The following is a 24,168-nucleotide window of genomic DNA, read 5'->3' as shown; positions in this document are numbered from 1 at the left end:
TGATCAGTTCAGAAATTTCTGCGGGATTGAGTTGCATGACTCTTTCCTTCTTTCAGTATGTTGTTGGCTAAAAACCGGAGGCAGCGCCTGAGCGCAAGCTCAGGAAATCAGCGCCACTTTCATTTGCTCTAAACGGGCTTTCACCGAGGTGTCCAGCACCTCGTCACCCACCACGACACGTACGCCACCGATCAGCGCCGGCTCGATCTCGACCGAAAGGTTGAGCTTGCGGCCAAACCGCTTTTCCAGCGTTGCGGCCAAATCAGCCAATGCAGCGCCTTCCAGCGGAAATGCGCTGAACACGATGGCATCCGACGAACCACTTTGCGCATTTTTCAAAGCGCGAAACTGGGCCGCGATCTCCGGCAGGACGCTGATGCGCCCGTTCTCGATCACAGTCCGCAGAAAGTTCTTGGCGGCGTCCGGCAGCTTCGTCTTGGCCACCCCGGAAATCACGTCAAACGTCTGGTTGACCGTCACACTGGGGTTTCCGGCGAACTGCTGCAATTGCACATTGGAGGAAATGGCGGCAAGCTCATCGAGCCAGATGGCAGTTCCGCCCAAGTCGGAACCAGAGGCCTTGAACAACGCTTCGGCGTAGGGACGGGCAATGGTGGCTAGTTCGGCCATGTTTTACGCTCGCTTAAAGTTCGGTCTTCAGGCGACCCAGCAAGTCAGCATGCACACCGGCATTGACTTCCTTGCGCAGAATCTGCTCTGCACCCTTGACGGCCAGTGCGGCGACCTGCTCGCGCAGAGTCTCACGTGCCTTGACGGTTTGCTGCTCAGCTTCGACCTTGGCGGCGGCAATGATCTTGCTGCCTTCTTCCGCAGCCTTGGCCTTGGCCTCTTCAATCATGGCTTGGGCGCGGCGCTCGGCCTCGGCCAGGCGCAAGGCCGATTCGTTGCGTGACTTGGCCAGCTCTTCTTCCACGCGCTTGTTGGCGACGGAGAGTTCGGATTTTGCCTTGTCAGCAGCGGCGAGGCCCTCAGCGATTTTTTGGGCACGCTCGTCCAGCGCTTTCGTAATTGGCGGCCACACAAATTTCATTGTGAACCACACCAGGATCGCGAAAACAATCGCCTGGACGAACAGGGTTGCATTAATACTCACGGCAACGCCTTTCTGTCAGGGTTGTGACGATTACTTCAACACAAAAGGATTGGCAAACGCGAACATCATCGCGATACCGACACCGATCAGGAAAGCGGCATCAATCAGGCCTGCAAGCAGGAACATCTTGGTTTGCAATTCGTTCATCAGCTCTGGTTGACGGGCAGCGGCTTCGAGGTATTTGCTACCCATGATGCCGATGCCGATACATGCGCCGACAGCGCCCAGGCCAATGATGAGGCCAGCGGCCAAAGCGACGAGACCGAGAACGTTTTCCATTTAAAGCTCCTATGGATTTAAGTTAACCAACAAACAAAAGAAAAAAGCGAGAGAAAAACCAGACCGAAAAACCTCAATGATGATCGTGGGCCTGCCCCACATACACCAGCGTCAGCATCATGAAAATGAAGGCCTGCAGGGTAATGATCAAAATATGGAAGATGGCCCAAACCGTGCCGGCAAGGATCTGGCCTATCGGCAGCAGAACACCTGAAAGCGACATGGCCGCAGCGCCACCCATCAATGCGATCAGCATGAAAACCAGCTCACCGGCATACATGTTGCCGAACAGCCGCATGCCGTGCGAAACCGTCTTCGCCGCGAACTCGATCATCTGCATCAAAAAGTTGACTGGCCACAAAACCGGATGATTGCCGAATGGCGCCGTGAACAACTCGTGCACCCAGCCGCCCATCCCCTTCATCTTGATGTTGTACGCCACACAAACGAGCAGCACGGACATCGAGAGCCCCAGCGTCGTGGAAAGATCAGCGGTAGGCACCACGCGGATGTAGGCATGATGCGGGTCAAGCCCGGCAGCATTGAAAATCTGCTCCCAGATTTTGGGCAGCAGATCGACGGGCAGCAAGTCCATCGCGTTCATCAGGAAAATCCAGATAAAAACGCTCAGCGCCATAGGCGCGACCAGCTTGCGGCTCTGGGCGCTGCTGATGATGCCCCTGGCCTGGCTATCGACCATTTCAACAAGGATCTCGACGGCAGCCTGGAATCGGCCCGGCACGCCCGAGGTCGCCGAGCGGGCAGCTTTCCAGAGGAAAAAGCTGCCGACGATGCCAAGAATGACAGCCCAGAGAATCGAGTCGAGGTTATAGACCGAAAAATCGATGACACCGTTCATCGGCTTGTTTTGCCAATGGGTCAGGTGGTGACCAATGTATTCACCAGCGGTGGGTCCGTGTGCAGCTTCCATCTAATCTACTCGTCCCGTTAAGTTTGGTGTGCAGTTGGGCGCTTCGGCTTGAACCAGAGCACGCCCCAATACACTTTCATCGTCACTATCAGGCCCACCAGCATGGCGGGCCAGCTCAAATTCTCGATCAGCCGCGGCGCCGCGAACAACATCGCAACCGTCAAGGCAATCTTGACCATTTCCCACAAAAAGAATGCAAACACCGCAGCACCTGCATTCATGGAAGACACCTTGCTGGTCAGCCCGCGCACAAAAAGCGCCGCAGGAACCACGACAGTCAGCGCCCCATAGAACGCCGACCAAGCCACACTCTGCCTTCCGGTCAGGGCCCAGGCAGCACATGCCACCACAACCCCCACAGCCAGTTGACCGACCACCACCCACCAGGGTGACAGCGAGGGACTGGCTTCACGCAGTTTTTGCGCTTCTTCACGCGTCAGCGGCTTGAAATCCTCGCGGTCTGCCTCAACCTCTTTTCGGATTGAGGCTTTCGCCGCTGGGTGAACCGCCGAATCTGTCATTTTGTCCATCACAAATTACAGGCAGGTTACAAGCCGGGTTATTAGCAAAGCCCTTGATTATACGTAGAAACCCGCCCATTCCGGAAAGCCCCCGCACGATTGTGCGGCTGGGATCCCTGCAGGCAACATTCCCGGGATGCTTTGCAGGCGACAATCGGTTCGCCCGCAGCCTCCAAGAATCAGGCGGAAATTCCGCTCCCGCAGGGCGCCGTTTTTTGAAAGATCTTCGCATGCCAGCCCTGATGAAATTCCTCCATATCGCCGCTGCCATCGTATGGCTGGGTGGCATCAGCTTCATGCTTTTTGCATTGCGGCCTGCGGTCACCGCGCAGTTGGCCCCGCCGCAGCGCCTGCCGCTGGTCGCCATGGTCCTGCAGAAGTTTTTTGCGCTGGTCTGGCCCGCCATCGGGCTGCTGATGCTCACCGGATTAGCCATGCTGCTGGCCGTCGGCATGAAAAATGCGCCTTGGGGCTGGCATCTGATGTTCGGCATCGGCCTGCTGATGTTTGCACTGTTTGGACACCTCTATTTCGGCCCCTACCGGCGCCTGAAACTGGCGGTGGCCGCAACGGACTGGCCCGAAGGCGGGCGTCGGGTAGGGCAAATCGCCACGCTGGCAGGCTTGAACCTGGGGCTGGGGGCGCTGGCCATTGCCGCCGTGATTTTCTACAACTGAAAACAGCCTGCCGCGCATCCATGAATCACAATGAATTTTCCATGATCAATCCTGGCGATACCCAGCCGTTGCGGGCTGGATCAGCCGGACCGGCCATTGCATGAGCCCCCACAAATCAAAACCCTCATCTGCGCAGCCCGTCAGCAAAAAACGCGGAGGCCACTGGACAGACCGCTTCACCAAAGGGATCAGCCGCGAAACACTGGCGGCCCATCCGTGGCTCAAACCGGTGGCTCATCGCCTGAGTGAGCCCGGGCTCTGGCATGTGCAGCACGAAGCCGTGGCCCGCGGTGTCGCGATCGGCCTGTTCTGGGCGTTTGCATTGCCTGTTGCCCAGATCCTGGTGGCAGCGGTCCACTGCATCTGGTGGCGCGGCAACATTCCGGTCGCGGCAGGGGCGACACTGGTCACCAATCCCTTCACCATTGGTTTCTGGCTCTGGCTGGCTTACAAGCTGGGCAGCCTGATCCTGGGCGTCGCCCCCCACGACGTCGAGGCGGGCAGTGCCGCCCTGGAAGCCGCTTCGGCCAGCGCCGGATTTGATGTCATGGGGTGGCTGGCACACTTTGGCTGGCCCGCCGTCCTCGGCATGGCGATTTTTTCAGTCATGGGTTCAGTCATCGGTTACGTTATGGTCAAACTCATCTGGCGCTGGCGCGTCTGGTTCAAGCGGCGCGTTCAGCGGCACGGCAGGTAAAGCCTGCACCACAATCCATCCCTCTATCCACTTCAGACGACATGATGAGCACTTCCAGCCCACCGTTACCCGCCACCCCGTGCTACCTGAACGGCGAATTCACGGCGCTCAAGGACGCCAAGGTCAGTGTGATGGACCGCGGCTTCATCTTCGGCGACGGCGTTTATGAAGTGGTGCCGGTATATGGCGGAAGGCCTTTTCGCTTCGCCCAGCACATGGCGCGCCTTGAGCGCAGCCTGGCCGAGCTGCGCATCGCCAATCCGCTGTCCCCCGCCCAGTGGCACGATGTCGCACTCAAACTGGTGGCCGACTACGCGCTGCAGATGCACACCTCGCCCGAAAAGACGGACCAGCTGGTCTACATCCAGATCACACGCGGCGTGGCACCGCGCGACCATGTGATGCCGCCCGACCTGATACCTACCGTGTTTGTCATGACAAATACCATGAAGCCCCCGACGCCGGAGCAGCGCACACACGGCGTGGCCTGCGTCACTGCGGACGATTTCCGCTGGAACAAGGCCCACATCAAAAGCACCAGCCTGCTGGGGGCGGTGTTTGCGCGCCAGATCAGCGCCGACGTTGGCGCGGTGGAAACCGTGATGTTCCGCGACGGCTTCCTCAGCGAAGCCGCTGCCTGCAACGTCTGGGTCGTTCAGGGCGGCAAGGTGTTGGGACCACCCAAGGACCACCTGGTGCTCGAAGGCATTCGTTATGGCCTGCTCGAAGAGATCTGCCGTGATGCCGGCATACCGTTTGAACTCCGCCGCATCAGCCGCGAGGAAGTGTTCGCCGCTGACGAGTTGCTGCTGTCGTCGGCCACCAAGGAAGTGCTGGCCATCACCACACTCGACGGCTTGCCCGTGGGCAGCGGCCAGCCCGGCCCGGTTTACAAGAAGCTGCACACCGCCTACCAGCGCGCCAAACAGGCGCATACGGAGCAAGCATGAGCACCCCCACCCCACCAGAAACACCGCGCCAGGAATCGCTGATCGAATATCCCTCGCTGTTCCCCATCAAGGTGATGGGCGAAAAGACCGATGGGCTGGTCCACGCCATCAGCATGATCGCCCGCCAGTTTGACCCGGCGTTTGACGCCACCACCATCGAGCTGCGCGAAAGCAAGGGCGGCAAATACCTGGGCATCACCATCACCGTCACCGCCACCAGCCGTGAACAGCTCGACGAGCTGTACCGCACACTGTCGACGCACCCCATGGTCAAAGTGGTGCTGTGAGCTTACTTTTGCGTCGCTACTGAAGATTGGCCCTGTTTTGCATAGTAAGACTGTCGCTAATTCAATAATTAGCCAAATTTGGAATAGTATGACTTCTTATTCCAAAAAAGGCCCTCATGCAACGCGGTATTTCTGGTCGGTTTGAACCTTCGGTCGCCCATGGCTTGGCCTGCCCAGGGTTTATACCCACGCCTTTGCCGCCCATTCCTGGTCTCGAATGGTCGGCCCCACTTCAGGAAAAGCTTGACCAAGCCCATCTGGCGCTGGGACGGCTCGACAGCCTGACCACGCTGCTGCCCGACGCTGCCATGTTTTTGTACAGCTATGTACGCAAGGAAGCCGTGCTGTCCTCGCAAATCGAGGGGACACAGTCGTCGCTGGCCGACCTGTTGATGTTTGAGGAAGATGCGGCGCCCGGTGTGCCAATTGACGACGTCACCGAAGTGTCGTGCTACGTCGCCGCACTCGACCACGGCATTGCCAGACTGGCGCAGGATTTTCCGCTGTCATCTCGCCTGATTTGCGAGTTGCATGAGCATCTAATGCAGTCCGGTCGCGGCGCAGGCAAAGCCCCGGGCCAATACCGCCGCATCCAGAACTGGGTGGGCGGGCCGAGCCCCAGCACGGCATCTTTGGTGCCACCCCCACCCCAGCATATTGCTCAATGCATCGCTGACCTCGAAAACTTTTTAAACGACGTACCGCAGCGCCATGCCCCGCTGGTCAAAGCCGCGCTGTCACACGTCCAGTTTGAAACCATTCACCCTTTTCTGGACGGCAATGGGCGAGTCGGTCGCCTGCTGATTCCGCTTGTGTTGCTGAATGAAAAAGTATTGCAGCAACCCCTCCTTTACCTGAGTCTTTTTTTCAAGGTGCATCGCAGCCGCTACTATGAGTTGCTGACCCGCGTGCGCACCCATGGCGACTGGGAAGCATGGCTTGATTTTTTTCTGGATGCCGTGCAGCTATGTGCCACCCAAGCCGTGGATACCGCACGCCAAATCAACCAACTTGTCAGCCGGGACCGTTTGCGGATCGCGGCGCTGGGCCGTACCGCTGCGTCGGCTACGCTGGTATTCGAAGCCCTTGCCAAACGACCTGTACGCAGCGTGCACAGCATCTGCAAAGAAACGCTGCAAAGTCCTGGCACCGTCAATACTGCCCTGTTGCGACTGGAGTCCATCGGCATAGTCCGGGAGATGACGGGCAAGCGCCGCGGCCGCGTATTCGGCTACAGCGCCTACCTGGACACCTTGAACCGAGACGCACTATTTGATGCGCCGCTTGCCACGTCAGGCTAAATGAAATCCATGCAAGTCACCCACCTTGGCAGCGCGGACTACCTGCCCACCTACCACGCCATGCAGGCCTTCACGGCCGCTCGCAACCGTGAAAATTCAAGCCAAATAGGCCTTCAGCCCAATCAGGATGGGCGCAATCAGCTATGGATTTGTGAGCATCCACCGGTCTACACGCAGGGGCTGGCCGGCAAACCCGACCACGTGCTGAACCCCGGCGAGATCCCTGTGGTGCAGACTGACCGCGGCGGCCAGGTGACTTACCACGGTCCCGGCCAGGTCGTGGCCTACCCGCTGATCGATCTGAAACGCGCTGGCTATTTTGTCAAGGAATACGTCTACCGCATCGAGGAATCGGTGATCCGCACGCTGGCACACTTCGGCGTCACCGGTCACCGCGTCGGCGGCTCCCCCGGCATTTATGTGCGCCTGGACGACCCCAGCTCGCACGCCGCGCTGACCGGCCCGCTCAACCCAGCCGATCCTTTCCGCGGCCTGGGCAAGATCGCCGCGCTGGGCATCAAGGTCAGCCGCCATTGCACCTACCACGGCGTGGCGCTCAATGTCGCGATGGACCTGGAACCCTTCTCGCGCATCAACCCCTGTGGTTATGCCGGGCTGCAAACCACGGACCTCCGTACAATTGGCGTATCCGTCGCGTGGCAAGAGGCCGCGGACGTGCTGGGGCAGAAGCTGAGCGCTTATCTGGCACCCTGACTCCCGTTCGGGCTGAGCCTGTCGAAGCCCCCGGTCTGACCGGCGTGAACGGATTACCAGCCCTTCGACAGGCTCAGGGCGAACGGTATGGACCATGAGCACACCTGAAGTCGTCAACTCCCTCACCAGCCCCGCCACCAATCCCGTGGTGCGCGACATCCAGAGCCAGGAGGCCTACAACCCGCTGGCCAAGCAGAAGGCCGCGGCCAAGCTCTCGCGCATTCCGGTCAAGGTGGTGCAGGGCGAGATGCTCAAAAAACCCGAGTGGATTCGTGTCAAGGCCGGCAGCCCGACCACGCGCTTTTACGAGATCAAACAGATCCTGCGCGAGAACAAGCTCAACACTGTGTGTGAAGAAGCGTCCTGCCCCAACATCGGCGAATGTTTCGGCAAGGGCACCGCCACCTTCATGATCATGGGCGACAAGTGCACGCGTCGCTGCCCGTTTTGCGACGTCGGCCACGGCCGACCGGACCCGCTGGATGTCAACGAGCCCGAAAACCTGGCCAAGACCATTGCCGCGCTCAAGCTCAAGTATGTGGTGATCACCAGCGTGGACCGCGACGACCTGCGCGACGGCGGCAGCCAGCACTTTGTCGACTGCATCACGCGCATTCGCGAACTCTCGCCAGGCACCACCATTGAAATCCTGGTGCCCGACTTCCGCGGCCGTGACGACCGCGCGCTGGAAATCCTCAAGGCTGCGCCGCCCGACGTCATGAACCACAACCTGGAAACTGCGCCGCGCCTTTATAAAGAAGCCCGCCCCGGTTCCGACTACGCCTTCAGCCTGAACTTGCTGAAAAAATTCAAGGCGCTTCACCCTGCCGTGCCAACCAAAAGCGGCATCATGGTTGGCTTGGGTGAAACCGATGAAGAAATTCTGCAGGTCATGCGCGACATGCGCGCGCACAACATCGACATGCTGACCATCGGCCAGTACCTCGCGCCTTCGACCAGCCACCTGCCGGTGCGCCGCTACGTGCACCCCGACACCTTCAAGATGTTTGAAGCCGAAGCCTACAAGATGGGTTTCACCCACGCGGCTGTGGGCGCGATGGTGCGCTCGAGTTACCACGCCGACCAGCAGGCCCATGCTGCGGGCGTTGGTGACCAAAGTCTCGGGCTGGCTGCGGGGAGGTGAGCGCGTCGAAGTTTTTGCTGGACCCGCAATCGCTGGCCCAACAGGTACCGTCCGCCACTTTTGCGCGCGGCTTGGAAGTTTTGCGCAACCAGCAAGTGCTGGAATGCGTGCTCACAGGCGCGGGGCGCCATGAGTGGACCATTGACGGAGCCGTGCAGGGCAGCAAATACGAGGTCTACGGCGTGTCCGCCACGCTTGAAGTAGGGGACGAGGGGCAGATTGTTTTTTTTGACGCGCAATGCAGTTGCCCGGTGAGTCACAACTGCAAGCACAGTGTGGCCCTGACGCTCAGAGCTGCCTATAAATCAGGCGGCATGCGACCGGACGGCAAACCGCCCGCGGCGGTTCTAACCCCCGCACAACTGCAAGCCGAACAGGAAGCGCAGGCACAAGCCCGTCTGGAGCAGGATCGCCGGCAGGCGCAGCAAAAAGTCACCCAGTGGCTGGACCTGTTTGGCGACGCCAGCGCCAGCACGCAGGCCGGCGAGAGCAACGCGCGGGCACAGGCCGACGCGGATGCGGCGGACCACATCGTGTTCACGCTGAGCCCCGCCATGATGGGCACGCACCGGGTGCTGCAGCTCGGTTTTGGCCTGACGCGCCGCCTGAAAAACGGCAACTGGGGCAAAGTCAAACAGCCTCGGTACATGGGCGATCACAACGCCAGCGGGGAAGACCTCGAAATCGTGCGTCTGATCGAAAGCCTGGCCGACCGCACCTACAGCTACCCCTATTCCAACAACCAGGGTCTCGTGGCCGGCCCGACCGGCCTGCTGGCGCTGCAACTTGCATCCAGCACAGGGCGGTTGTTTTCAAGCACCGAGGACCGTGTCCTGGGTCAACCCCTCGTCTGGGGCCCAGCGCAGCCCCTGGCATGGCGCTGGAGCGAAGTCAAACCCGACAAGGCGGCCCGGGCAGTGGTGGTTAAAAAGGCGGGCGTTGCGCTGCAGGCGCCAGAGGCGCCCGAGCCAGTGTGGATGCTGACCCCGCAGTTGCCAGATGAAGCGCGTGGTGTCGGGTGCTTTGCCAACATGCCACCCTTGTACATGCACGCCCGCGCCGGGCTGTGCGGCCCGCTGGAGACGCCGGGGGTGTCCAGCGAGCACTTGCTACTGCTGATGAAAGCACCGCCGATTCCGCAGTCGGCCTTTGCGTTGCACGAAACCACCCTGTTGCGGCGTCTGGCGGGCCTGCCCCTGCCGCCTGTCATGAGGCCGCCAGAGCGGGTGGAGGGTGTTACGCCCACGGCGCATGTGCACATCACCGCCATAACAGCCGACGACCGCGCCCGTCTGGGCCTGCTGCGCGCCACGCTGCGTTTCGACTACGCTGGTTTGCGCCACTACGCCATGCATGAGCACAACCCGGTACTCCTGGAACAAGCCGACGGTGGCGCCGACGCAAACCCGGCCATCCGGCGCATTCAGCTGTACCGGGACCTGGCTGCCGAGCGTGCCGCCCACCAGGCCCTGCATGGGCTGGGGCTGGCCGGAGACACAGTCGGACAGTTTTACCGGCCATTTAATTCTGCCGCCGAGCAGCATGCCTGGCTGCGGTGGCTGGATGACGATTTCGCCGCCTTGCGCGAGGTCGGCCTGACAGTGACGGTGGAACCCGGCCTGGCTGGCTGGATTGCGAGAGCCGATACGCTGGAGGTACAAATGTCGCCCCATGCCGGCATCAACGCTGCCGCAGAAGGGAAGGCACCCAAAGCCCTAGATGACAGCCAGTCACCCTGGTTTGACCTGTCGCTGGGTATGTCGATTAACGGCCAGCGCCGCAACATCCTGCCCTTGCTGCCCGAGTTGCTGGCGCAACTGGGCGCGGCCAGCCACAGCCCGGCCCCCGCATCGGGATCACCGGGTTCAGCGGCTGCCTCCGAAACGGCTACGCTGCAATTGCCGCCCTTTATTTATCTGGCGCAGGAAGGCGGCACCTGGCTGCGCCTGCCCACCGGGCCGCTGCACCCGTGGCTGCAAGCTCTGCTGGACCTGGTGGGCGAACGCAGCAGCGCACACGGCAGCGACTTCAACGGCGAGGCCCTGCGCCTGTCGCGCCTGGAGGCCATGCGTATGGGCGCCGCACTGGGCGCCGGCGTTGAATGGCAAGGCGCTGACAGCCTGCGCCAAATGGTGGGCCAGCTGGCCGGACGCAGCGCGCTGCCTGAGGTGGCGTTGCCCACAGGCCTGAAAGCTGATTTGCGGCCCTACCAGTTGCAGGGGCTGGTGTGGCTGCAGTTTCTGCGCACCCATGGCCTGGCCGGCATTCTCGCTGACGACATGGGCTTGGGCAAAACCCTGCAGACACTGGCGCATATTCTGGTTGAAAAAGAGGCCGGGCGGCTGGACTTGCCGGCACTCATCATTGCGCCGGTCAGCCTGATGGGCAACTGGCGCAAGGAAACCGAACGCTTCACGCCAGGTCTTCGCGCCCTGGTGCTGCACGGCAAGGATCGCCACGCGCTGGCGCCCGACATCGCCAAGTACGACCTCGTGATCGCACCCTACTCCCTGCTGCAGCGGGACCGCGAGCGCTGGCACGCTCAGCCCTGGCACCTGGTGGTGCTTGATGAAGCGCAGAACATCAAAAACGCCAGCAGCCATGCGGCGCAAGTCGTCGGCGAGTTGAACACCCGCCATCGCCTGTGCCTGTCGGGCACCCCCATGGAAAATCATCTGGGCGAGTTGTGGAGCCTGTTTCACTTTCTGATGCCCGGCTTCCTGGGCAGCCAGGCCAGGTTCAAGGCCCTGTACCGCACACCGATTGAAAAACACGGCGATAGCGAGCGTGCCGACCAGTTGCGCCGCCGCGTGACACCGTTCATGCTGCGCCGTCACAAGAACGATGTCGCCACGGATCTACCGGAAAAACAGGTGGCGATTTCCAGCGTTGAACTGGGCGACCACCAAGCTGATTTATACGAAACCATACGCCTGACGACGGAAAAGACCGTGCGTGAAGCGCTCGCAAACAAAGGGCTGGCCAAATCACAGATCCAGATTCTCGACGCACTGCTCAAGCTGCGCCAGGTGTGCTGCGACCCGCGCCTGGTGCCGGTGGCCGCCGCCAAAAAAATCAGGCAATCGGCCAAACTCGAACTGCTGATGGAACTGCTTCCCGAGTTGCTGGCCGAAGGGCGCAAGGTGCTGCTGTTTTCGCAGTTCACCAGCATGCTTGAACTGATTGAAGAAGAATTGCAAAAACGCGGCATGCCGTGGGTCAAACTGACCGGCCAGTCCCAGAAGAGAGATGCCCTCATCGAACGCTTCACCTCCGGCGCAGTGCCGCTGTTTCTCATCAGCCTCAAGGCCGGCGGCGTGGGCCTGAACCTGACGCAGGCGGACACTGTGATTCACTACGACCCGTGGTGGAACCCGGCCGTGGAAACCCAGGCAACCGATCGCGCCCACCGCATCGGCCAGACCCAGCGCGTGATGGTCTATAAGCTGGTGGCCCAGGGCACGATTGAAGAACGCATCCTGGCGCTGCAGGAGCGCAAGGCGGCGCTGGCCGACAGCATGTACAGCGAAGCGGCGGCGCGCAAGCAGCCCCTGTTCACGGAAAACGACTTGGCCGCGCTGCTCAAGCCGCTGGGGACGTGAGCATGCCAGCCAATCTGTACGCTTTAGGGGCCATCGCCCTGTGGGCCAGCCTCGCCTCACTGGGTGTGTCGCTGCGCCACGTCCCGCCCTTTCTTTTGACCGGCCTCGCCCTGCTGGTTGGCAGCCTGCTGGCGCTTCCCTTTGTGTTGAAAGACAAACAACAATGGCGAATCCCCGCCAGCACGCTGTTGCTGGGCGTGTATGGCCTGTTCGGTTTTCATTTCCTGCTGTTCATCGCCCTGCGCCATGCGCCACCGGTCGAGGCCAATCTGGTCAACTATCTGTGGCCATTGTTCATGGTGGTGCTGGCGCCGCTATTTCTGCGCGGCGTTCACTTGCGCGCCATGCATGTCGTCGCGGCCCTGCTCGGCTTTGCCGGCGCGGCCATCGCCATCCTGGGTGCCGGCGGCGGTGACAGCAGCGGCCAAAGCGGCGGTTGGTCCTGGGCTTACCTGCCGGCCCTGGCCTCGGCCTTCATTTGGGCCAGCTACTCGCTGCTCACAAAACGCGTCGCACCCTTCCCCACTGCCGCCATCGGCCTGTTTGGACTGGTCTCGGGCATCCTGTCGCTGCTGTGCCACTGGGCGCTGGAGCCGTCCGTAGCGCTGTCAGGCCGGGACTGGGCCTTGATCGCGGTGATGGGGCTGGGCCCACTCGGCGCGGCGTTTTTTCTCTGGGACAAGGCGCTCAAGCTGGGCGACGCGCGGCAGATCGGCATTCTGAGTTACCTCACACCGCTGGGCTCCACCGCGCTGTTGATGCTGGTCAGCGGCCGCGCGCTGACATGGAGCATTGGCCTGGCGGCGGCCATGATCATTGGCGCCGCCGTGCTCGGCACACGCGCTCCTGCCAAAGCATAAACCCCGCGCCCCGTGGGACTAGTGGCCTGTAACGTTGAAATAGGAGGCGAGGACCGCGTGAGACGGGGTGCGATGCAAGGCGCAAAGCACAGCGATGCCTCAGGCATCGCGCGCATTTGCAACGCCGCAGCGTGCCCTGTATCGCGCGGGCAGCGACTTCTGGTTTCAGCGTTACAGGCCACTAGATCTTGATGTTCTGGGCCCAGGCCAGCGCCGCCAGGTGGGCGAGGTTCACGTCTTCGGCCTTCATGGACAACGCCGCCGCAAAATCGGCAGCGCGCCCGTCCTCACCCTCGCAGGCTTCCGCAAGCGTCAAGACCGGGGCGTACACACCCTCCCGCGCAAGCAAGGCTTCGGCGACTGTTTCCGGCAGCGTTAGCTGGCCCAGTACTTCCTGGATGGGAATGCCCAGCAGGCGATCGAGGAAGGAAAACATGCCAACCACAAACAGGTTTTCCGCTTCCCGCCGGGAAAGAAAACCCTGGCCCAGCAGCTCTGCAAACCGCCCGCGAATCATGGCTGCCTGCATCAGCGCAGGAGAAAACCCGGTGGTGTGCGTACGCGCCAGCAACAGCAGAAGCCAGCGAAACAGGGGTGCATAACCCAGCATGGCCACGGCATGCCGTGGCGATTCGATTTCAACTTCCAGGCCAAAACCCGCGGAGTTGATATACCGAAGCAGCTTGTAGGAAAGCGTGACATCGCTTTTCAGGACTTTTTCAACATGGCGTATGTCTGCATTGCCCTGAACCATGTGCATCAGCTGCAAAATCTGCTGCGCTTGCGGGCCCAGCTTGCCTGCTTGCCTGATCTCGCGCGGCGCCCGGCAGAGGTCCGCAAAAATGCCCGAAACACCCGTGCCGGCACAGGCGGCGAGTTCCGGCCAGCCCGGCACCTTGTCCACCACCACGCCCAGAGGCGGCTGCCGTTGCCGGGCCAGGCTGGTGATGGCGGCCCGCTGCGGATGATCAAAGGCAACCAGTACATGGCTGAGCAGGGAAAGCAGCGCTTCGTTCGCCAGCGGCGCCAGAAAAACCGGGTCGGCATCGCGCAGAGCCAGGCCCAGACCACGCTCACGCAATGAGGCCAGCAGGGCGCGATTGCCCTCGCCCAGCAGGTCGGCCGGCGTCAGGATCAGCACAGTGGCCTGGGGCGAGAGTGCAGCCAATTCCTCCGCGAACCGGGCCACAGGGCTCACTTGCAGGAAGAAGCGGCCCGACCGGGTTTCACCGGCATGTTCTGCCAGCAAGCCGAGCAGTTGATGCGAACTCGCCTCGTCGGAGAATTCGCTGTCCTGCGGGTTCTTCTGACAAGCCAGCTTGTAGCCGATGACACGCTGCTCGGAGTCAAGCAGCGGTGCCCTGAAAAGATAACGGTTGTCGCTTGCCAAACTTTAAAGCCAGGTTGTAAAAACAGGGTCGCCACGCCTTGGGTCACGCGACGCAAGGGCGCGGGCCAGAGGCCGGAGAAGCTCTCAACAAAGAGAGCCGGGTCGATCCAATGACATCAAAATTATCCTTCTGTTCAGCGTTTTGAGAGATAAATTTCTGCCGGTTACACGTGAGCACCATCACTGACCTCAAAGCTTGATGTTTTGCGCCCAGACCATGGCAGCCAGGTGCGCCTGGTTGATGCGCTCCGCTTCCATGGACAGGGCATCGGCCAGCGCCGCTGTGCTGCCGTCCTCTCGTTCGCAGGACTCTGCCAGCGCGAGGAAAGGCCCATACACGCCATCGCGCGAACGCAGGGCCTGCGCCACAGCCTCCGGCAGCACCACCTGGCGGAACACTTCGTCCATCGAGATTCCCAGCAGCTGGTCCATCAGCGAAAACGTGCCAACGATAAACAGGCTGTCGGCTTCGCTTTTGGGAAGCAGTCCCTGTCCAAGAAGCTCGATAAACCGCCCCCGAATAATGGCGGCCTGCAGCAAGGCGGGGCTAAACCCGGTCTTGCTGGTTGTTGCCAGCAGCAGAGAAAGCCAGCGAAACAGCGGTTTGTAACCCAGCATCGTCACCGCCTGCCGCACGGAAGCAATCTGGCCATCCAGGCCGAACCTGGCGGAGTTCATGTGATGGAGCAGCTTCTCCGAAATGCTGGCATCCTGGTTCAGGATTTTTTCAAGGTGATGGATGTCGGCGTTGTCCTGAACCAGCTGCATCAGCTGGAGAATCAGTATGGCCTGCGAGCTTGGTTTTTCTGCCGGGCTCGGTGCGCGCGGCGTCAGGCAGAAATTCCCGAACAGCCCGCTCAAACCCATGAGGGCGCAGGCATCAAACTCGCGCCAGCCCGGGAACTGGTCCACCACCACCGAGAGGGGGAATTTTCTGGTTTTGGCATACCGGTTGATCAAAGCCAGCTGTGGATGAGCGGCAGCTATCCGGACATGAGTCACCAGAGGCAGCAGCGTTGGGTCGCCTTCCAGGCAGGTCAGGTCCGCGTCACGCAGCGCCAGGCCAAAGCCCCGCTTGCGCAGCGCCGTGGCCATCATCACATGGTCTTCCTCCACCAGGTCGGCGCGGTTCAGCACCAGCACCGTACTGGCAGGTGTCAGGACATTGAGCGCAGCGGCGCCATACAGGGCGGGGCTTGCGTCAAAAAACAGGAACCCCAGCTTGGCGTTGGCCACGTGTTCGGCCACAAAAGCCAGCAGCTGGCGCAATTCGGCATCGCTGCTGGTTTCGCCATTTTTTTGCCATACCAGCTGGTAGCCGGCAACCTTCTGCTTCGGATCAAGCAGCGGCGCCCGCACAAGGTAATTATTTTCAGCCATTCAGGTGTCGCGCCAGTTATGGGTAAAAGATGCTTCCGCCTTCCATCAGCAAGACCGATGGCAGGCTCTCCTCGGGACACTGTAAGGAAAAAGCGTGACAGCTGATTCTTCAAGAAAGCCGGGGTTTCTCCCTCTGCTTGGTGAATCCAGCCGCGCCGGCGCGGAACCGCTGACCGGCGGAAGCAGCTAGCCCGCCAGCAACAGGCGTACGCTTAGGCCCGGCTCGGCACGGCGCACCTCCAGCCGGCTGCCGTGCGCTTGCGCCACCAGTTGGCACAGGTACATGCCCAGCCCCACGCCGCCGGTGGCGCGCTGGCGCACGCTGTCGGTGCGGTAGAAAGGTTCGGTCAGGCGGGCGAGCTGTTCTGCATCCACGCCCGGGCCAAAGTCGCGCACTTCCAGCAGCATGCCGCCGTCCTGGCGGCTCAGCACGATACGTGGCGGCTGACCGGCCTCTTCGCTGTAGCGCAAGGCGTTGTCGAGCAGATTGCGCACCAGCAGGCGGATGCGCATGCGGTCCAGTGCCAGTACGGGCAGGTCCGCGGCTAGGTCCAGCACCACGGCCCCTGCGTCGGGCATGTCGGCCACCACCTCACGCACCAGCGCGGCCAGGTCCACCGGCTCGCGATGCAGCGTGGCGTGCGGGCTGGCCAGCCGCTCGCTTTCCAGCAAGTCGCTGATCAGGTCGCGCATTTCGCCCAGGTCGCGCAGCAACGCGGCGCGCTCGGGCTCGCCGGGGCCGTTACCGTGCGCGGTGGTGGGTAGCAGCTCGGCGTTCAGGCGCGCGCGTGTCAGCGGCGAGCGCAGCTCATGGCTCAGCGCCAGCAGCAGACCGCGCTTGGCGTCCAGCATGCCCTTGATGTCCTGCGCCATGGCGTTGATGCGCTGGGCCAGGTCGCCCAGTTCATCGCGGCGGCGCAGCGGTATCGCTTCAGCAAAGTCGCCGCGGCCAAATCGCTCGGCACCGGCGCCAATGTCGTCCAGTGGCCTGAGCAGGCGCCGCACATAGATATAGGACCCGGCAATTAGCGCCAGCAGCAGGGCCAGCGTGAGCCAGCCAAAAAGGCCGTGCGGCCCGCGCTGCCAGGGCACGGTGCCCAGGCCAAAACTCACGCGGTGCCCGTCAGCTGTGCTGCGGCTGAGCCAGTCGCCGCCTCGCGTGCCCAGGCCTGCGCGTTCGCGAAACTCGAAGCGCTCCGGGTGCGACTGCCAGTTCACCTGCGGCCCCTCGATGCGTATGGCAATGGGTAGCCGTGTCACCAGTGCCTCGGCCTTGGCCACATCCGGCGGTGTGCCCAGCTCGGTGACCACCCGGTCCATGTAGTCGGCCACCAGCGGTTTGGCGGCGTCGCGCCAGCCGGTGGAAAACGCGCGCTGCATGCCTCCCATGAAAATCGCCGTCATGGCCAGCGCCAGCAGCACAAACATGGTGACCAGGCGCAGCTTCAGCGAATGACGCCAGCGCCGGCGCCAGCGGCCGGGTTGAAGACCTTGCTTGTCGCGTCTGTCATGTCCGCCGTATCTGTTTTTTCTCATGGCGCTTCCGCCTTGCCCACGGCCAGCGTGTAGCCGGCATTACGCAGGGTCTTGATGCAGTCCAGCGGCTCCAGTTTTCTGCGCAACCGGCTCACCACAATATCGACAGCCCGGGTGTAGAGCTCGGCCTCATGCCCGCGCAAGCGGTTCAGGATGTCGTCGCGGCTGAACACCTTGCCCGGCTCGGCCGCCAGCATGGCCAGCAGCTCAAACTCGGTGCCCGTCAGCTCCAGCCGCTCGCCCTGGCGCAGCACCTCACGTGTTTCCAGGTCAATCACCAGATCCTGGAACACACGGCGCTGCTCGCGTGATGTCGGCGCGCCGTTTCTGCGTCGCCGCAAAATGGTCTGCACGCGCGCAACCAGTTCGCGCGGCTCGAAGGGTTTGGGCAGGTAGTCATCAGCGCCCAGTTCCAGGCCCACCACGCGGTCCATCACGTCGCCGCGTGCGGTCAGCATCACGATCGGAATGTCGCTTTCCTTGCGAATCTCGCGGCACAACGCAAAGCCGTCCATCTCGGGCAGCATCACGTCCAAAATGGCGGCGTCATAGGCGCTGGCGCGCAATCTGGCCAGACCCTGCGACGGGCGCGTGGCACTGTCGAGCACAAAGTCAAAACGCGCAAAGTAGGCCGCTAAAGGTGCGGCCAGGTGTTCGTCGTCGTCAATCAGCAGGATGCGGGGCATGTCGCCATCATAAGAAGCTTGCCGCTCACCACGGGTCAGCGCGCCCCAACCGGCCCAGATGGGTGCTGCCAAAGCCCTCTGCGTACTTGAGGCCATATCCCAGTGCACGGTCCAGCCCGATATGCGCACACCAGACCAGTCCGGCGGCCAAAGCCAGCGGCATCGCTCCCAAAACGCCCAGCGCCAGCAGGCCCAGCGCGCCAGCGTAAGAGTGCGCGGCGTTGTAGGCCAACGCCCCTGTCCGCGGCCCGTTCAGATAAGCCAGGAAGGACAGGTCCGGCAGCAGGAACAGCCAGGCGAAAAACGCCCAGCCTGCGCCGAACTGCATGTAAGCAGCCACGGCCAGCGCCAGCACCGCCAGCCCTTCCAGGCGCAGCAGCCAGCGCACCCCACCGCCCACACTGCCCGGGGACAAGGCGCGCGGCACGCTACTGACATGAGGCGCCTGGGCTAGGCGGGCCAGCCGCCCGCCCACCAGACCAAAGCTCAAGGCCTTAGCCATGACGGCCCCAGCGGCGGCCACGCTCCATGAACTCGCGTACTTTCTGCTGCTGCTCGGGCCGCAGGTTGTCAAAGAAGTCGGCCGCTGCGGCAATCACTTCGGGGCTGCCGCTTTGGACGGCGGCAGTTTTTTCGTCGATCAGTTTTTTGGCACCGGCCTGGTCCAGCTTGCTGCCGGCAAACAGCCCCTGCATGGCCGCGCGCGGATCGGTTGCACCATGCAGCGCGGCGCGCTGGGCCTGCAGCTTGTCGGCCAACACCGAGAGCTTCTGCTTCTGCGCTGCGTCCAGGTCCAGTTTGGAGCCAACCTTCTCGACCATACGCGCACGCGACTCCGGCGAAGCTTCGTGCCAGCCGCCAGGGCCACGATGGGAACAGGCGCCAAGACTGCCAACGATAAGCGCGCCGCCGGCCAGGGCGAACAGGGTTTTCTTGATGAAGCGTTTCATGAGAGACCTTTTGAAAAAGTTGTTGAGGCTTTGTATGGTGCTGGGGTTGGGGGTGGTGGGGGTTTCAGTGGGGTTGCGGTGTGTTTCGCTTTGTTTCGTTCTCGGGGGGTTAATCCGTCGTCACGCTGCGCTTAGGGTCTGCTTTGGACAGTAGGCGCAACTCCCCACTCCCAACCCCCCGCCCTTCCCTCGCCCCGCTAGGCGATGGAAGGGAGACTCATTTGGCAACGTGAGCTGCACCCGCGTGCAAGCATGACGGCCACGTTCTCGACATGACGCGTGAAGCGCGTCATGTCTCTCCCTGAATTGGTATTGGCTTTTCCCCGCAACCTGTCGGGCTGGGCCGAGGAGCACAGCCGAAAGTGGATCAGGGCGAGCGATTGTCTGAGCCAAAGGCGAGTTCGAGCTCGATCCCACTTTCGGCGAGCACCGGAGGTTGCCTGCAGCGAAGCGGAAGGACCCAGACCATCGGGTCTCTTTTTCTTTGGTGACTTTCTTTTGGCGACCCGGGCGCGCTAGGACTCTGTTGGGCTCCTAGCCCTGCGCGCGGCTGGTTTTGATGCCCTGGCCGGCAGCCCACGCGCCAACGTCGTCGCGCCTGACGGCCGCGGCCATCAGGCCCGGAAACTGGTCCGGCGTGCAGGCAAAGCTCGGCACACCGAGCGCCGCGAGCTTGGCGGCCAGCTCGCGGTCGTACGAAGGCGCGCCCTCGTCGCTGAGTGCGAGCAAGGCAATCAGTTGCACGCCTGATTCAACCAGCTCGCTGGCGCGGCGCAGCAAGCCGGTTTCGACGCCGCCCTCGTAAAGGTCGGAAATCAGCACCATGATCGTGTTGCGCGGCTCCTGCACCAGAGTCTGGCAATAGCCGATCGCACGGTTGATGTCGGTGCCGCCGCCGAGCTGCACGCCGAACAACAGATCCACCGGATCCTGCAATTGCTCGGTCATGTCAACAACGTTGGTGTCGAAGACGACAAGCTTTGTCGCAACAGCAGGCAGGCTCGCAAGCACCGCGCCAAAAATGCTTGAATAAACGACCGACGCGGCCATGGAACCGCTTTGGTCGATGCACAGGATCACCTCGCGTTGCGGCCGCCTGGCTTTGCGCCCGTAACCGATCAGCGTCTGCGGCACGATAGTGCGCAATGCCGGCTGCCAGTGGCGCAGGTTCAGGCGTATCGTACGGTTCCAGTCGATCTCGGCATGGCGCGGCCGGCTCCTGCGCTGGCTGCGGTCCAGCGCGCCACTGATGGCGCCGCGCAGCGGCTCCTGCAATTTGTCCATGAGCTGGTCGACCACCGTGCGCACCACCTGGCGGGCTGTGGCCCGGGTTCCCTCGGGAATCACGCTCGCCAGCGACAGCAGGTTGGCGACGAGATGGACATCGGGCTGGGCGCTTTCCAGCATTTCGGGCTGGAGCAGCATCTCGCGCAGGTTGAGCCGCTCCATCGCGTCGCGCTGCATGACCTGCACCACGGAACTCGGAAAATAATTGCGAATGTCGCCGAGCCAGCGTGCGACGTTCGGCCGGGAGTCGCCGCGCCCGCCGCGGGCACCACGGCCCAGACCGCCGCTACCGTCCGGCTCATAGAGCGCCGCGAGCGCAAGTTCGATGTTGCGCAGCCCGCCCTCTGCGCTGCCACAACTGTTGTCGGCCTCACTGCCGAGCACCAGGCGCCAGCGCTGCAGGCGGTTTGCGGCCGGTGCGACCGGAGTGACGGGGTTCAGGGACGGATCATTCATGCGGGAAGCCCCAACAACAGTCGCAAGGTCGGCAACGGTTTGGCAGCGCGCGCCGCATCGAGGCCGGCAACGGCCTCGACCGCCGGCGCAGCAGCACTGCCACGCGCCGCGCGCTGCCCGAGGTCGCGCCGCTCCGCATTCGAGAAAGCCGCGAAGCTGCGCCGCACCAGCGGCACGACCTGAAGGAAATGCGCGTCAGACAAGCCGGTGAGCCAATCGTCAATGAGCCGCCAGAGCGTCGTGTCGTGCAGCAACACCATCGCATTGCGGTTCAGGAAGCCGTCCAGCCAAAGCGCCGCGTCCAACGGGTCTACGCCGGCCGACAGCGCGCGTGACAGCCATGTCGCAATCTCATCGGTGCTGGACGCCGCAGCGTCCAGCAGCAAGCGGCAACACAGCCCGCGCAGCAGCGCATGCGGCGCATCGCCGCTGGCGATCTGGCGCAGCGCAAGCCGCCAGACTTCGGTCTGCTCGGCGCTCTCGCGCAGTCCTATCGCTTCGTTCGCTGCGAGCAGTGGGTCGCGCAGGGCCTGTGCGGCAGTCTCGTCGAGCGCCTGGCAGGCCAGAGGCAGGCCGATCGCGCCGCGCGCGATCAGACCGTCAAGGACCTGGGCGAGCAGGCCGCTGTCGGTCTGACGTACGCTGCCGTAGCGAAACACGTTGGCGAGCGGCGGCACAGCGGCGATGAGTTGCAGCGCGTCGCCGGTGATCGCCGCGCGCGCCTGTAACGCCTCGCTGAGCAAACGCACGCTATCGCCAAGATCGGCCAGCAGGACGCTGTCGACCAGGCCTGCAAGTTCGTCAAGGCGGCTGATGCCGGCGCACCATTCAACGACCCGCGCGCCAGCCGCCTGCTCCAGGGTCGAACCAAAACGGCTGGCCTCGATGATGCGCAGCGCGAACTCGGGCTGCCACTGCAGTTGCCAGGTCTCACGGAAGGTGCCGCGGCCCTGCCGGCTGCCGCGCGCCAGCGCGCCCCAGCCGATGTCAAGCAGGCTGAGCCTGTGCAGCATACGGCTGCGCGCGAGATCGTTGGGCTGACGCAGGTCGAGCTCCAGCGTCTTTTGCAGCGCTTCGGGCTTGAGCCGCAGTGATTTCTGCGTCTGATCGATATCACGCTGCAACGGCACGGCCGGCACCTCGGGCGGCACCTCACCCATCCGGTCGCCGACCGTGAGTTCGCGCCGTATCAGCAGCAGCGCGGCAGGATCGCCGAGACACATCACGCTGCAGACCGCCTCGTCAAGTTCCACCAGGCCGGGCGCTGCGCGGCCGCGTAACGCAGACAGGGTATCGGCGAGGCGGGTTGCCTCGATCACGTGCGCCGACGAGCAGTCAAGGCTGTTGTCTCGCAGCAGCCGCGCCACTCTGGCCAGCCAGCCGCCCGCACGGCCGGCGCTGCCCTGGCCGCCACGCCAGAGGAAGTCGTACCAGCCCGGTGAATCTATGCCAGCGCCATAACCACTCGCCGAGGTCAGGTGCCGGTAGGTCCACGGCACCCAGGTCGCGTTGACCTTGGCTTTCGGCAAGCCCTTCAGCAAGGCCGCGTCAGCCTTGGCTGTGTGTTCGGTGCGCAGCGCCGGCACGTGCCAGGCGCCGCAAACCACTGCAATGCGCGTGTGCCCGGCCTTGATTGCCTCGCGCACGCATTGCCGCATGTGTGCCTCGCGCTGCTCCTCACGCAGCGCATGGCGCTCGCCGCGCATCGCTGTGGGCCACTCGGCGCGAATCGCCGTCATCGCCTCGGCGATGGCCACAAACAGGTCCTCACTATCGCCGCGTTCCTCGACCAGGTGGTTCCACCAGCTTTCACCGTCGGAGAATCCGGCGGCCTCGGCGAGCGCGTCCATGGGGTCGTAATGCTGCAAGTCGGGCAGCCTTGCGCCGGATGCCCCGGTGTCGGGAGATTCGCCCTCGGGTGGCGCGGATTCGCTCGGCCCGACGTCGTCCTTATCGGCCTCGTCAGCGAGCTTGTCCTGCGCAAAACGGATCGCTTGCGGCAGGTCGATGAAACGTGTCGGCAACCCGGCCGCCAGTCCGAAACGCAGCGCCTGCCATTCGGGCGAGAACTCGGCAAATGGGTAGAAAGCCGCTCTTTCGCTGTCGTCAGCGCCATGCACCAGCAGCGCGACCGGCGGCCGCAGGCCCGCCTGCAACACGAAGGGCAGCAAGGCGTCAGCATCAGGCGGCCCTTCGACGAGCACGCAGTCTGGTTGCAATGCCTCGAGCGCGCGGCCGAGGCTGCGCGCGCAGCCCGGCCCGTGATGGCGGATGCCGAAGTAATGAACCGGCGAATCGCTCATGCGGGCAGCGCGCCGTTTACAGCTGTTCCCGGCAAGCCCGGTACAGCTCTTTCCACTCCGGTCGCTCCTTGACGACCGTCTCCAGGTATTCCTTCCAGACGACCGTGTCGTTGACCGGGTCCTTGATCACCGCGCCAAGCAGGCTGGAAGCGATGTCGCTCGCGTGCAGTTCACCGTCACCGAAATGTCCGCTGAGTGCCATGCCGCTGTTGATGACAGAGATCGCCTCGGCGGTCGAGAGCGTGGAACTCGGCGACTTGATCCGGGTCTTGCCGTCCTCCGTCTGGCCGTTGCGCAATTCGCGAAAAATCTGAACGACGCGGCGTATCTCCTTGAGCGCCGGCGGCTCGGCCGGCAATTCAAGTGCGCGGCCGAGTTCGGAGACCCGCTTGGCGACAATGCGCACCTCTTCTTCCTCGCTTGAAGGAACCGGCAGCACGACGGTGTTGAAACGGCGCTTCAGCGCGCTCGACAGCTCGTTGACACCCTTGTCGCGATTGTTGGCGGTGGCGATCACCGAAAAACCACGCGTCGCCTGGACCTCGCTGCCGAGTTCGGGAATCGGCAGGGTCTTTTCCGAAAGCACGGTGATCAGGGTGTCCTGCACGTCGGCCGGAATCCGCGTGAGTTCTTCAACCCGCGCAATCTTGCCAAGCCGCATGGCGTGGACCAGCGGGCTGGGCACCAGCGCCTTCTCACTCGGGCCGTTGGCAAGCAGTTCGGCGTAGTTCCAACCGTAGCGCAACTGCTCCTCGCTGGTGCCGGCGGTGCCCTGGATCAGCATCGTCGAGTCGCCGCTGACCGCGGCCGCGAGGTGCTCCGAAACCCAGGATTTAGCGGTGCCCGGTACGCCATAGAGCAGCAGCGCGCGGTCAGTCACCAGGGTCGCGACCGCGATCTCCATGAGCCGCTGATTGCCGATGTATTTGGCGCTCACCTCGAAGCCGTTGTCGAGCTTGCCACCCATCAGGTAGGACACCACGCCCCAAGGCGACATTTTCCAGTTCGCGGGGCGCTGACGCCGGTCGACCTTGCCAATCTCGGCGAGTTCTTCAGCAAACTGGTCTTCGGCATGGCGGCGCAGAACTTGGGTCATGGCAGAT

At 62.8% G+C, this 24,168-nt stretch carries 23 protein-coding genes; 9 read left to right on the top strand and 14 right to left on the bottom strand.

Features of this window, described 5'->3' with window-relative positions; all coding sequences use genetic code 11:
• Positions 1 to 99: 99 nt before the first annotated feature.
• From ABI660_RS12010 to ABI660_RS11990, 5 genes are all read right to left on the bottom strand, one after another.
• Positions 100 to 630, bottom strand: a complete 531-nt coding sequence (locus tag ABI660_RS12010; protein ID WP_348068246.1) for a F0F1 ATP synthase subunit delta — start codon at positions 628 to 630, stop codon at positions 100 to 102.
• Between the two features lie 13 nt (positions 631 to 643).
• Entirely contained in the window at positions 644 to 1,114 is a 471-nt protein-coding gene (locus tag ABI660_RS12005) for a F0F1 ATP synthase subunit B (RefSeq protein ID WP_348068244.1), read from the bottom strand.
• A 30-nt stretch (positions 1,115 to 1,144) separates the two neighbouring features.
• The gene (gene atpE, locus ABI660_RS12000; RefSeq protein WP_096668784.1) at positions 1,145 to 1,393 is read right to left on the bottom strand and encodes a F0F1 ATP synthase subunit C; all 249 of its coding nucleotides are present in this window, start codon (positions 1,391 to 1,393) and stop codon (positions 1,145 to 1,147) included.
• Positions 1,394 to 1,466: 73 nt separating this feature from the next.
• A complete protein-coding gene (atpB, locus tag ABI660_RS11995) occupies positions 1,467 to 2,324 on the bottom strand; it encodes a F0F1 ATP synthase subunit A (protein ID WP_348068241.1) in 858 nt (285 codons plus the stop codon).
• A 17-nt stretch (positions 2,325 to 2,341) separates the two neighbouring features.
• The gene (locus ABI660_RS11990) at positions 2,342 to 2,854 is read right to left on the bottom strand and encodes an ATP synthase subunit I (RefSeq protein WP_348068239.1); all 513 of its coding nucleotides are present in this window, start codon (positions 2,852 to 2,854) and stop codon (positions 2,342 to 2,344) included.
• Positions 2,855 to 3,075: 221 nt separating this feature from the next.
• Here ABI660_RS11990 and ABI660_RS11985 point away from each other — a divergent pair, with 221 nt between their 5' ends.
• The 9 genes from ABI660_RS11985 to ABI660_RS11945 all read left to right on the top strand — a co-directional run bounded on the left by ABI660_RS11985 (position 3,076) and on the right by ABI660_RS11945 (position 13,077).
• Positions 3,076 to 3,522, top strand: a complete 447-nt coding sequence (locus ABI660_RS11985; protein WP_348068237.1) for a CopD family protein — start codon at positions 3,076 to 3,078, stop codon at positions 3,520 to 3,522.
• 100 nt (positions 3,523 to 3,622) lie between these two features.
• On the top strand, positions 3,623 to 4,219 hold the full coding sequence (locus tag ABI660_RS11980) for a DUF2062 domain-containing protein (RefSeq protein WP_348068235.1): 597 nt from the start codon (positions 3,623 to 3,625) through the stop codon (positions 4,217 to 4,219).
• Between the two features lie 44 nt (positions 4,220 to 4,263).
• Positions 4,264 to 5,169, top strand: a complete 906-nt coding sequence (locus ABI660_RS11975; RefSeq protein WP_348068233.1) for a D-amino acid aminotransferase — start codon at positions 4,264 to 4,266, stop codon at positions 5,167 to 5,169.
• Positions 5,166 to 5,456 carry a DUF493 family protein gene (locus tag ABI660_RS11970; RefSeq protein WP_348068231.1) on the top strand — a complete coding sequence of 97 codons (291 nt, stop codon included), beginning with the start codon at positions 5,166 to 5,168 and terminating at the stop codon, positions 5,454 to 5,456. Before ABI660_RS11975 ends, ABI660_RS11970 begins: the two co-directional genes overlap by 4 nt.
• A gap of 116 nt (positions 5,457 to 5,572) precedes the next feature.
• Positions 5,573 to 6,757, top strand: coding sequence for a Fic family protein (locus ABI660_RS11965; protein WP_348068229.1), 1,185 nt, complete (start codon positions 5,573 to 5,575; stop codon positions 6,755 to 6,757).
• Positions 6,758 to 7,471: a lipoyl(octanoyl) transferase LipB gene (gene lipB / locus ABI660_RS11960; RefSeq protein WP_348068227.1), complete on the top strand. Its 714-nt coding sequence runs from the start codon at positions 6,758 to 6,760 to the stop codon at positions 7,469 to 7,471. It begins immediately after the preceding gene.
• 94 nt (positions 7,472 to 7,565) lie between these two features.
• Complete coding sequence (lipA, locus tag ABI660_RS11955; protein WP_348068225.1) at positions 7,566 to 8,615, top strand: lipoyl synthase; 1,050 nt, start codon at positions 7,566 to 7,568, stop codon at positions 8,613 to 8,615.
• Positions 8,612 to 12,217 carry a DEAD/DEAH box helicase gene (locus ABI660_RS11950; protein WP_348068223.1) on the top strand — a complete coding sequence of 1,202 codons (3,606 nt, stop codon included), beginning with the start codon at positions 8,612 to 8,614 and terminating at the stop codon, positions 12,215 to 12,217. The genes lipA and ABI660_RS11950 overlap by 4 nt, the downstream gene beginning before the upstream one ends.
• 2 nt (positions 12,218 to 12,219) lie before the next feature.
• Positions 12,220 to 13,077: a DMT family transporter gene (locus ABI660_RS11945; protein ID WP_348068221.1), complete on the top strand. Its 858-nt coding sequence runs from the start codon at positions 12,220 to 12,222 to the stop codon at positions 13,075 to 13,077.
• 181 nt (positions 13,078 to 13,258) lie between these two features.
• On the opposite strand, the gene ABI660_RS11940 is transcribed toward ABI660_RS11945, so the two are convergent.
• The 9 genes from ABI660_RS11940 to ABI660_RS11900 all read right to left on the bottom strand — a co-directional run bounded on the left by ABI660_RS11940 (position 13,259) and on the right by ABI660_RS11900 (position 24,161).
• Positions 13,259 to 14,467 carry an HDOD domain-containing protein gene (locus tag ABI660_RS11940; protein WP_348068219.1) on the bottom strand — a complete coding sequence of 403 codons (1,209 nt, stop codon included), beginning with the start codon at positions 14,465 to 14,467 and terminating at the stop codon, positions 13,259 to 13,261.
• Between the two features lie 189 nt (positions 14,468 to 14,656).
• The gene (locus ABI660_RS11935) at positions 14,657 to 15,847 is read right to left on the bottom strand and encodes an HDOD domain-containing protein (protein ID WP_348068217.1); all 1,191 of its coding nucleotides are present in this window, start codon (positions 15,845 to 15,847) and stop codon (positions 14,657 to 14,659) included.
• Between the two features lie 186 nt (positions 15,848 to 16,033).
• On the bottom strand, positions 16,034 to 17,383 hold the full coding sequence (locus tag ABI660_RS11930; protein WP_348068215.1) for an ATP-binding protein: 1,350 nt from the start codon (positions 17,381 to 17,383) through the stop codon (positions 16,034 to 16,036).
• Entirely contained in the window at positions 17,380 to 18,069 is a 690-nt protein-coding gene (locus tag ABI660_RS11925; protein ID WP_348068213.1) for a response regulator transcription factor, read from the bottom strand. The genes ABI660_RS11930 and ABI660_RS11925 overlap by 4 nt, the downstream gene beginning before the upstream one ends.
• A gap of 25 nt (positions 18,070 to 18,094) precedes the next feature.
• A complete protein-coding gene (locus ABI660_RS11920; RefSeq protein ID WP_348068211.1) occupies positions 18,095 to 18,571 on the bottom strand; it encodes a DUF4260 domain-containing protein in 477 nt (158 codons plus the stop codon).
• Positions 18,564 to 19,019, bottom strand: coding sequence for a Spy/CpxP family protein refolding chaperone (locus ABI660_RS11915; RefSeq protein ID WP_348068209.1), 456 nt, complete (start codon positions 19,017 to 19,019; stop codon positions 18,564 to 18,566). Before ABI660_RS11915 ends, ABI660_RS11920 begins: the two co-directional genes overlap by 8 nt.
• A 534-nt stretch (positions 19,020 to 19,553) precedes the next feature.
• On the bottom strand, positions 19,554 to 20,762 hold the full coding sequence (locus ABI660_RS11910) for a VWA domain-containing protein (protein ID WP_348068207.1): 1,209 nt from the start codon (positions 20,760 to 20,762) through the stop codon (positions 19,554 to 19,556).
• The gene (locus tag ABI660_RS11905; protein WP_348068205.1) at positions 20,759 to 23,065 is read right to left on the bottom strand and encodes a DUF5682 family protein; all 2,307 of its coding nucleotides are present in this window, start codon (positions 23,063 to 23,065) and stop codon (positions 20,759 to 20,761) included. The genes ABI660_RS11910 and ABI660_RS11905 overlap by 4 nt, the downstream gene beginning before the upstream one ends.
• Positions 23,066 to 23,081: 16 nt before the next feature.
• On the bottom strand, positions 23,082 to 24,161 hold the full coding sequence (locus tag ABI660_RS11900) for an AAA family ATPase (protein ID WP_348068203.1): 1,080 nt from the start codon (positions 24,159 to 24,161) through the stop codon (positions 23,082 to 23,084).
• Between the last annotated feature and the right edge of the window lie 7 nt (positions 24,162 to 24,168).

It is taken from the genome of Polaromonas sp. (assembly GCF_039930745.1).
GTDB lineage: Bacteria > Pseudomonadota > Gammaproteobacteria > Burkholderiales > Burkholderiaceae_C > Polaromonas.
This window is presented reverse-complemented; position numbering and strand designations above follow the sequence as displayed.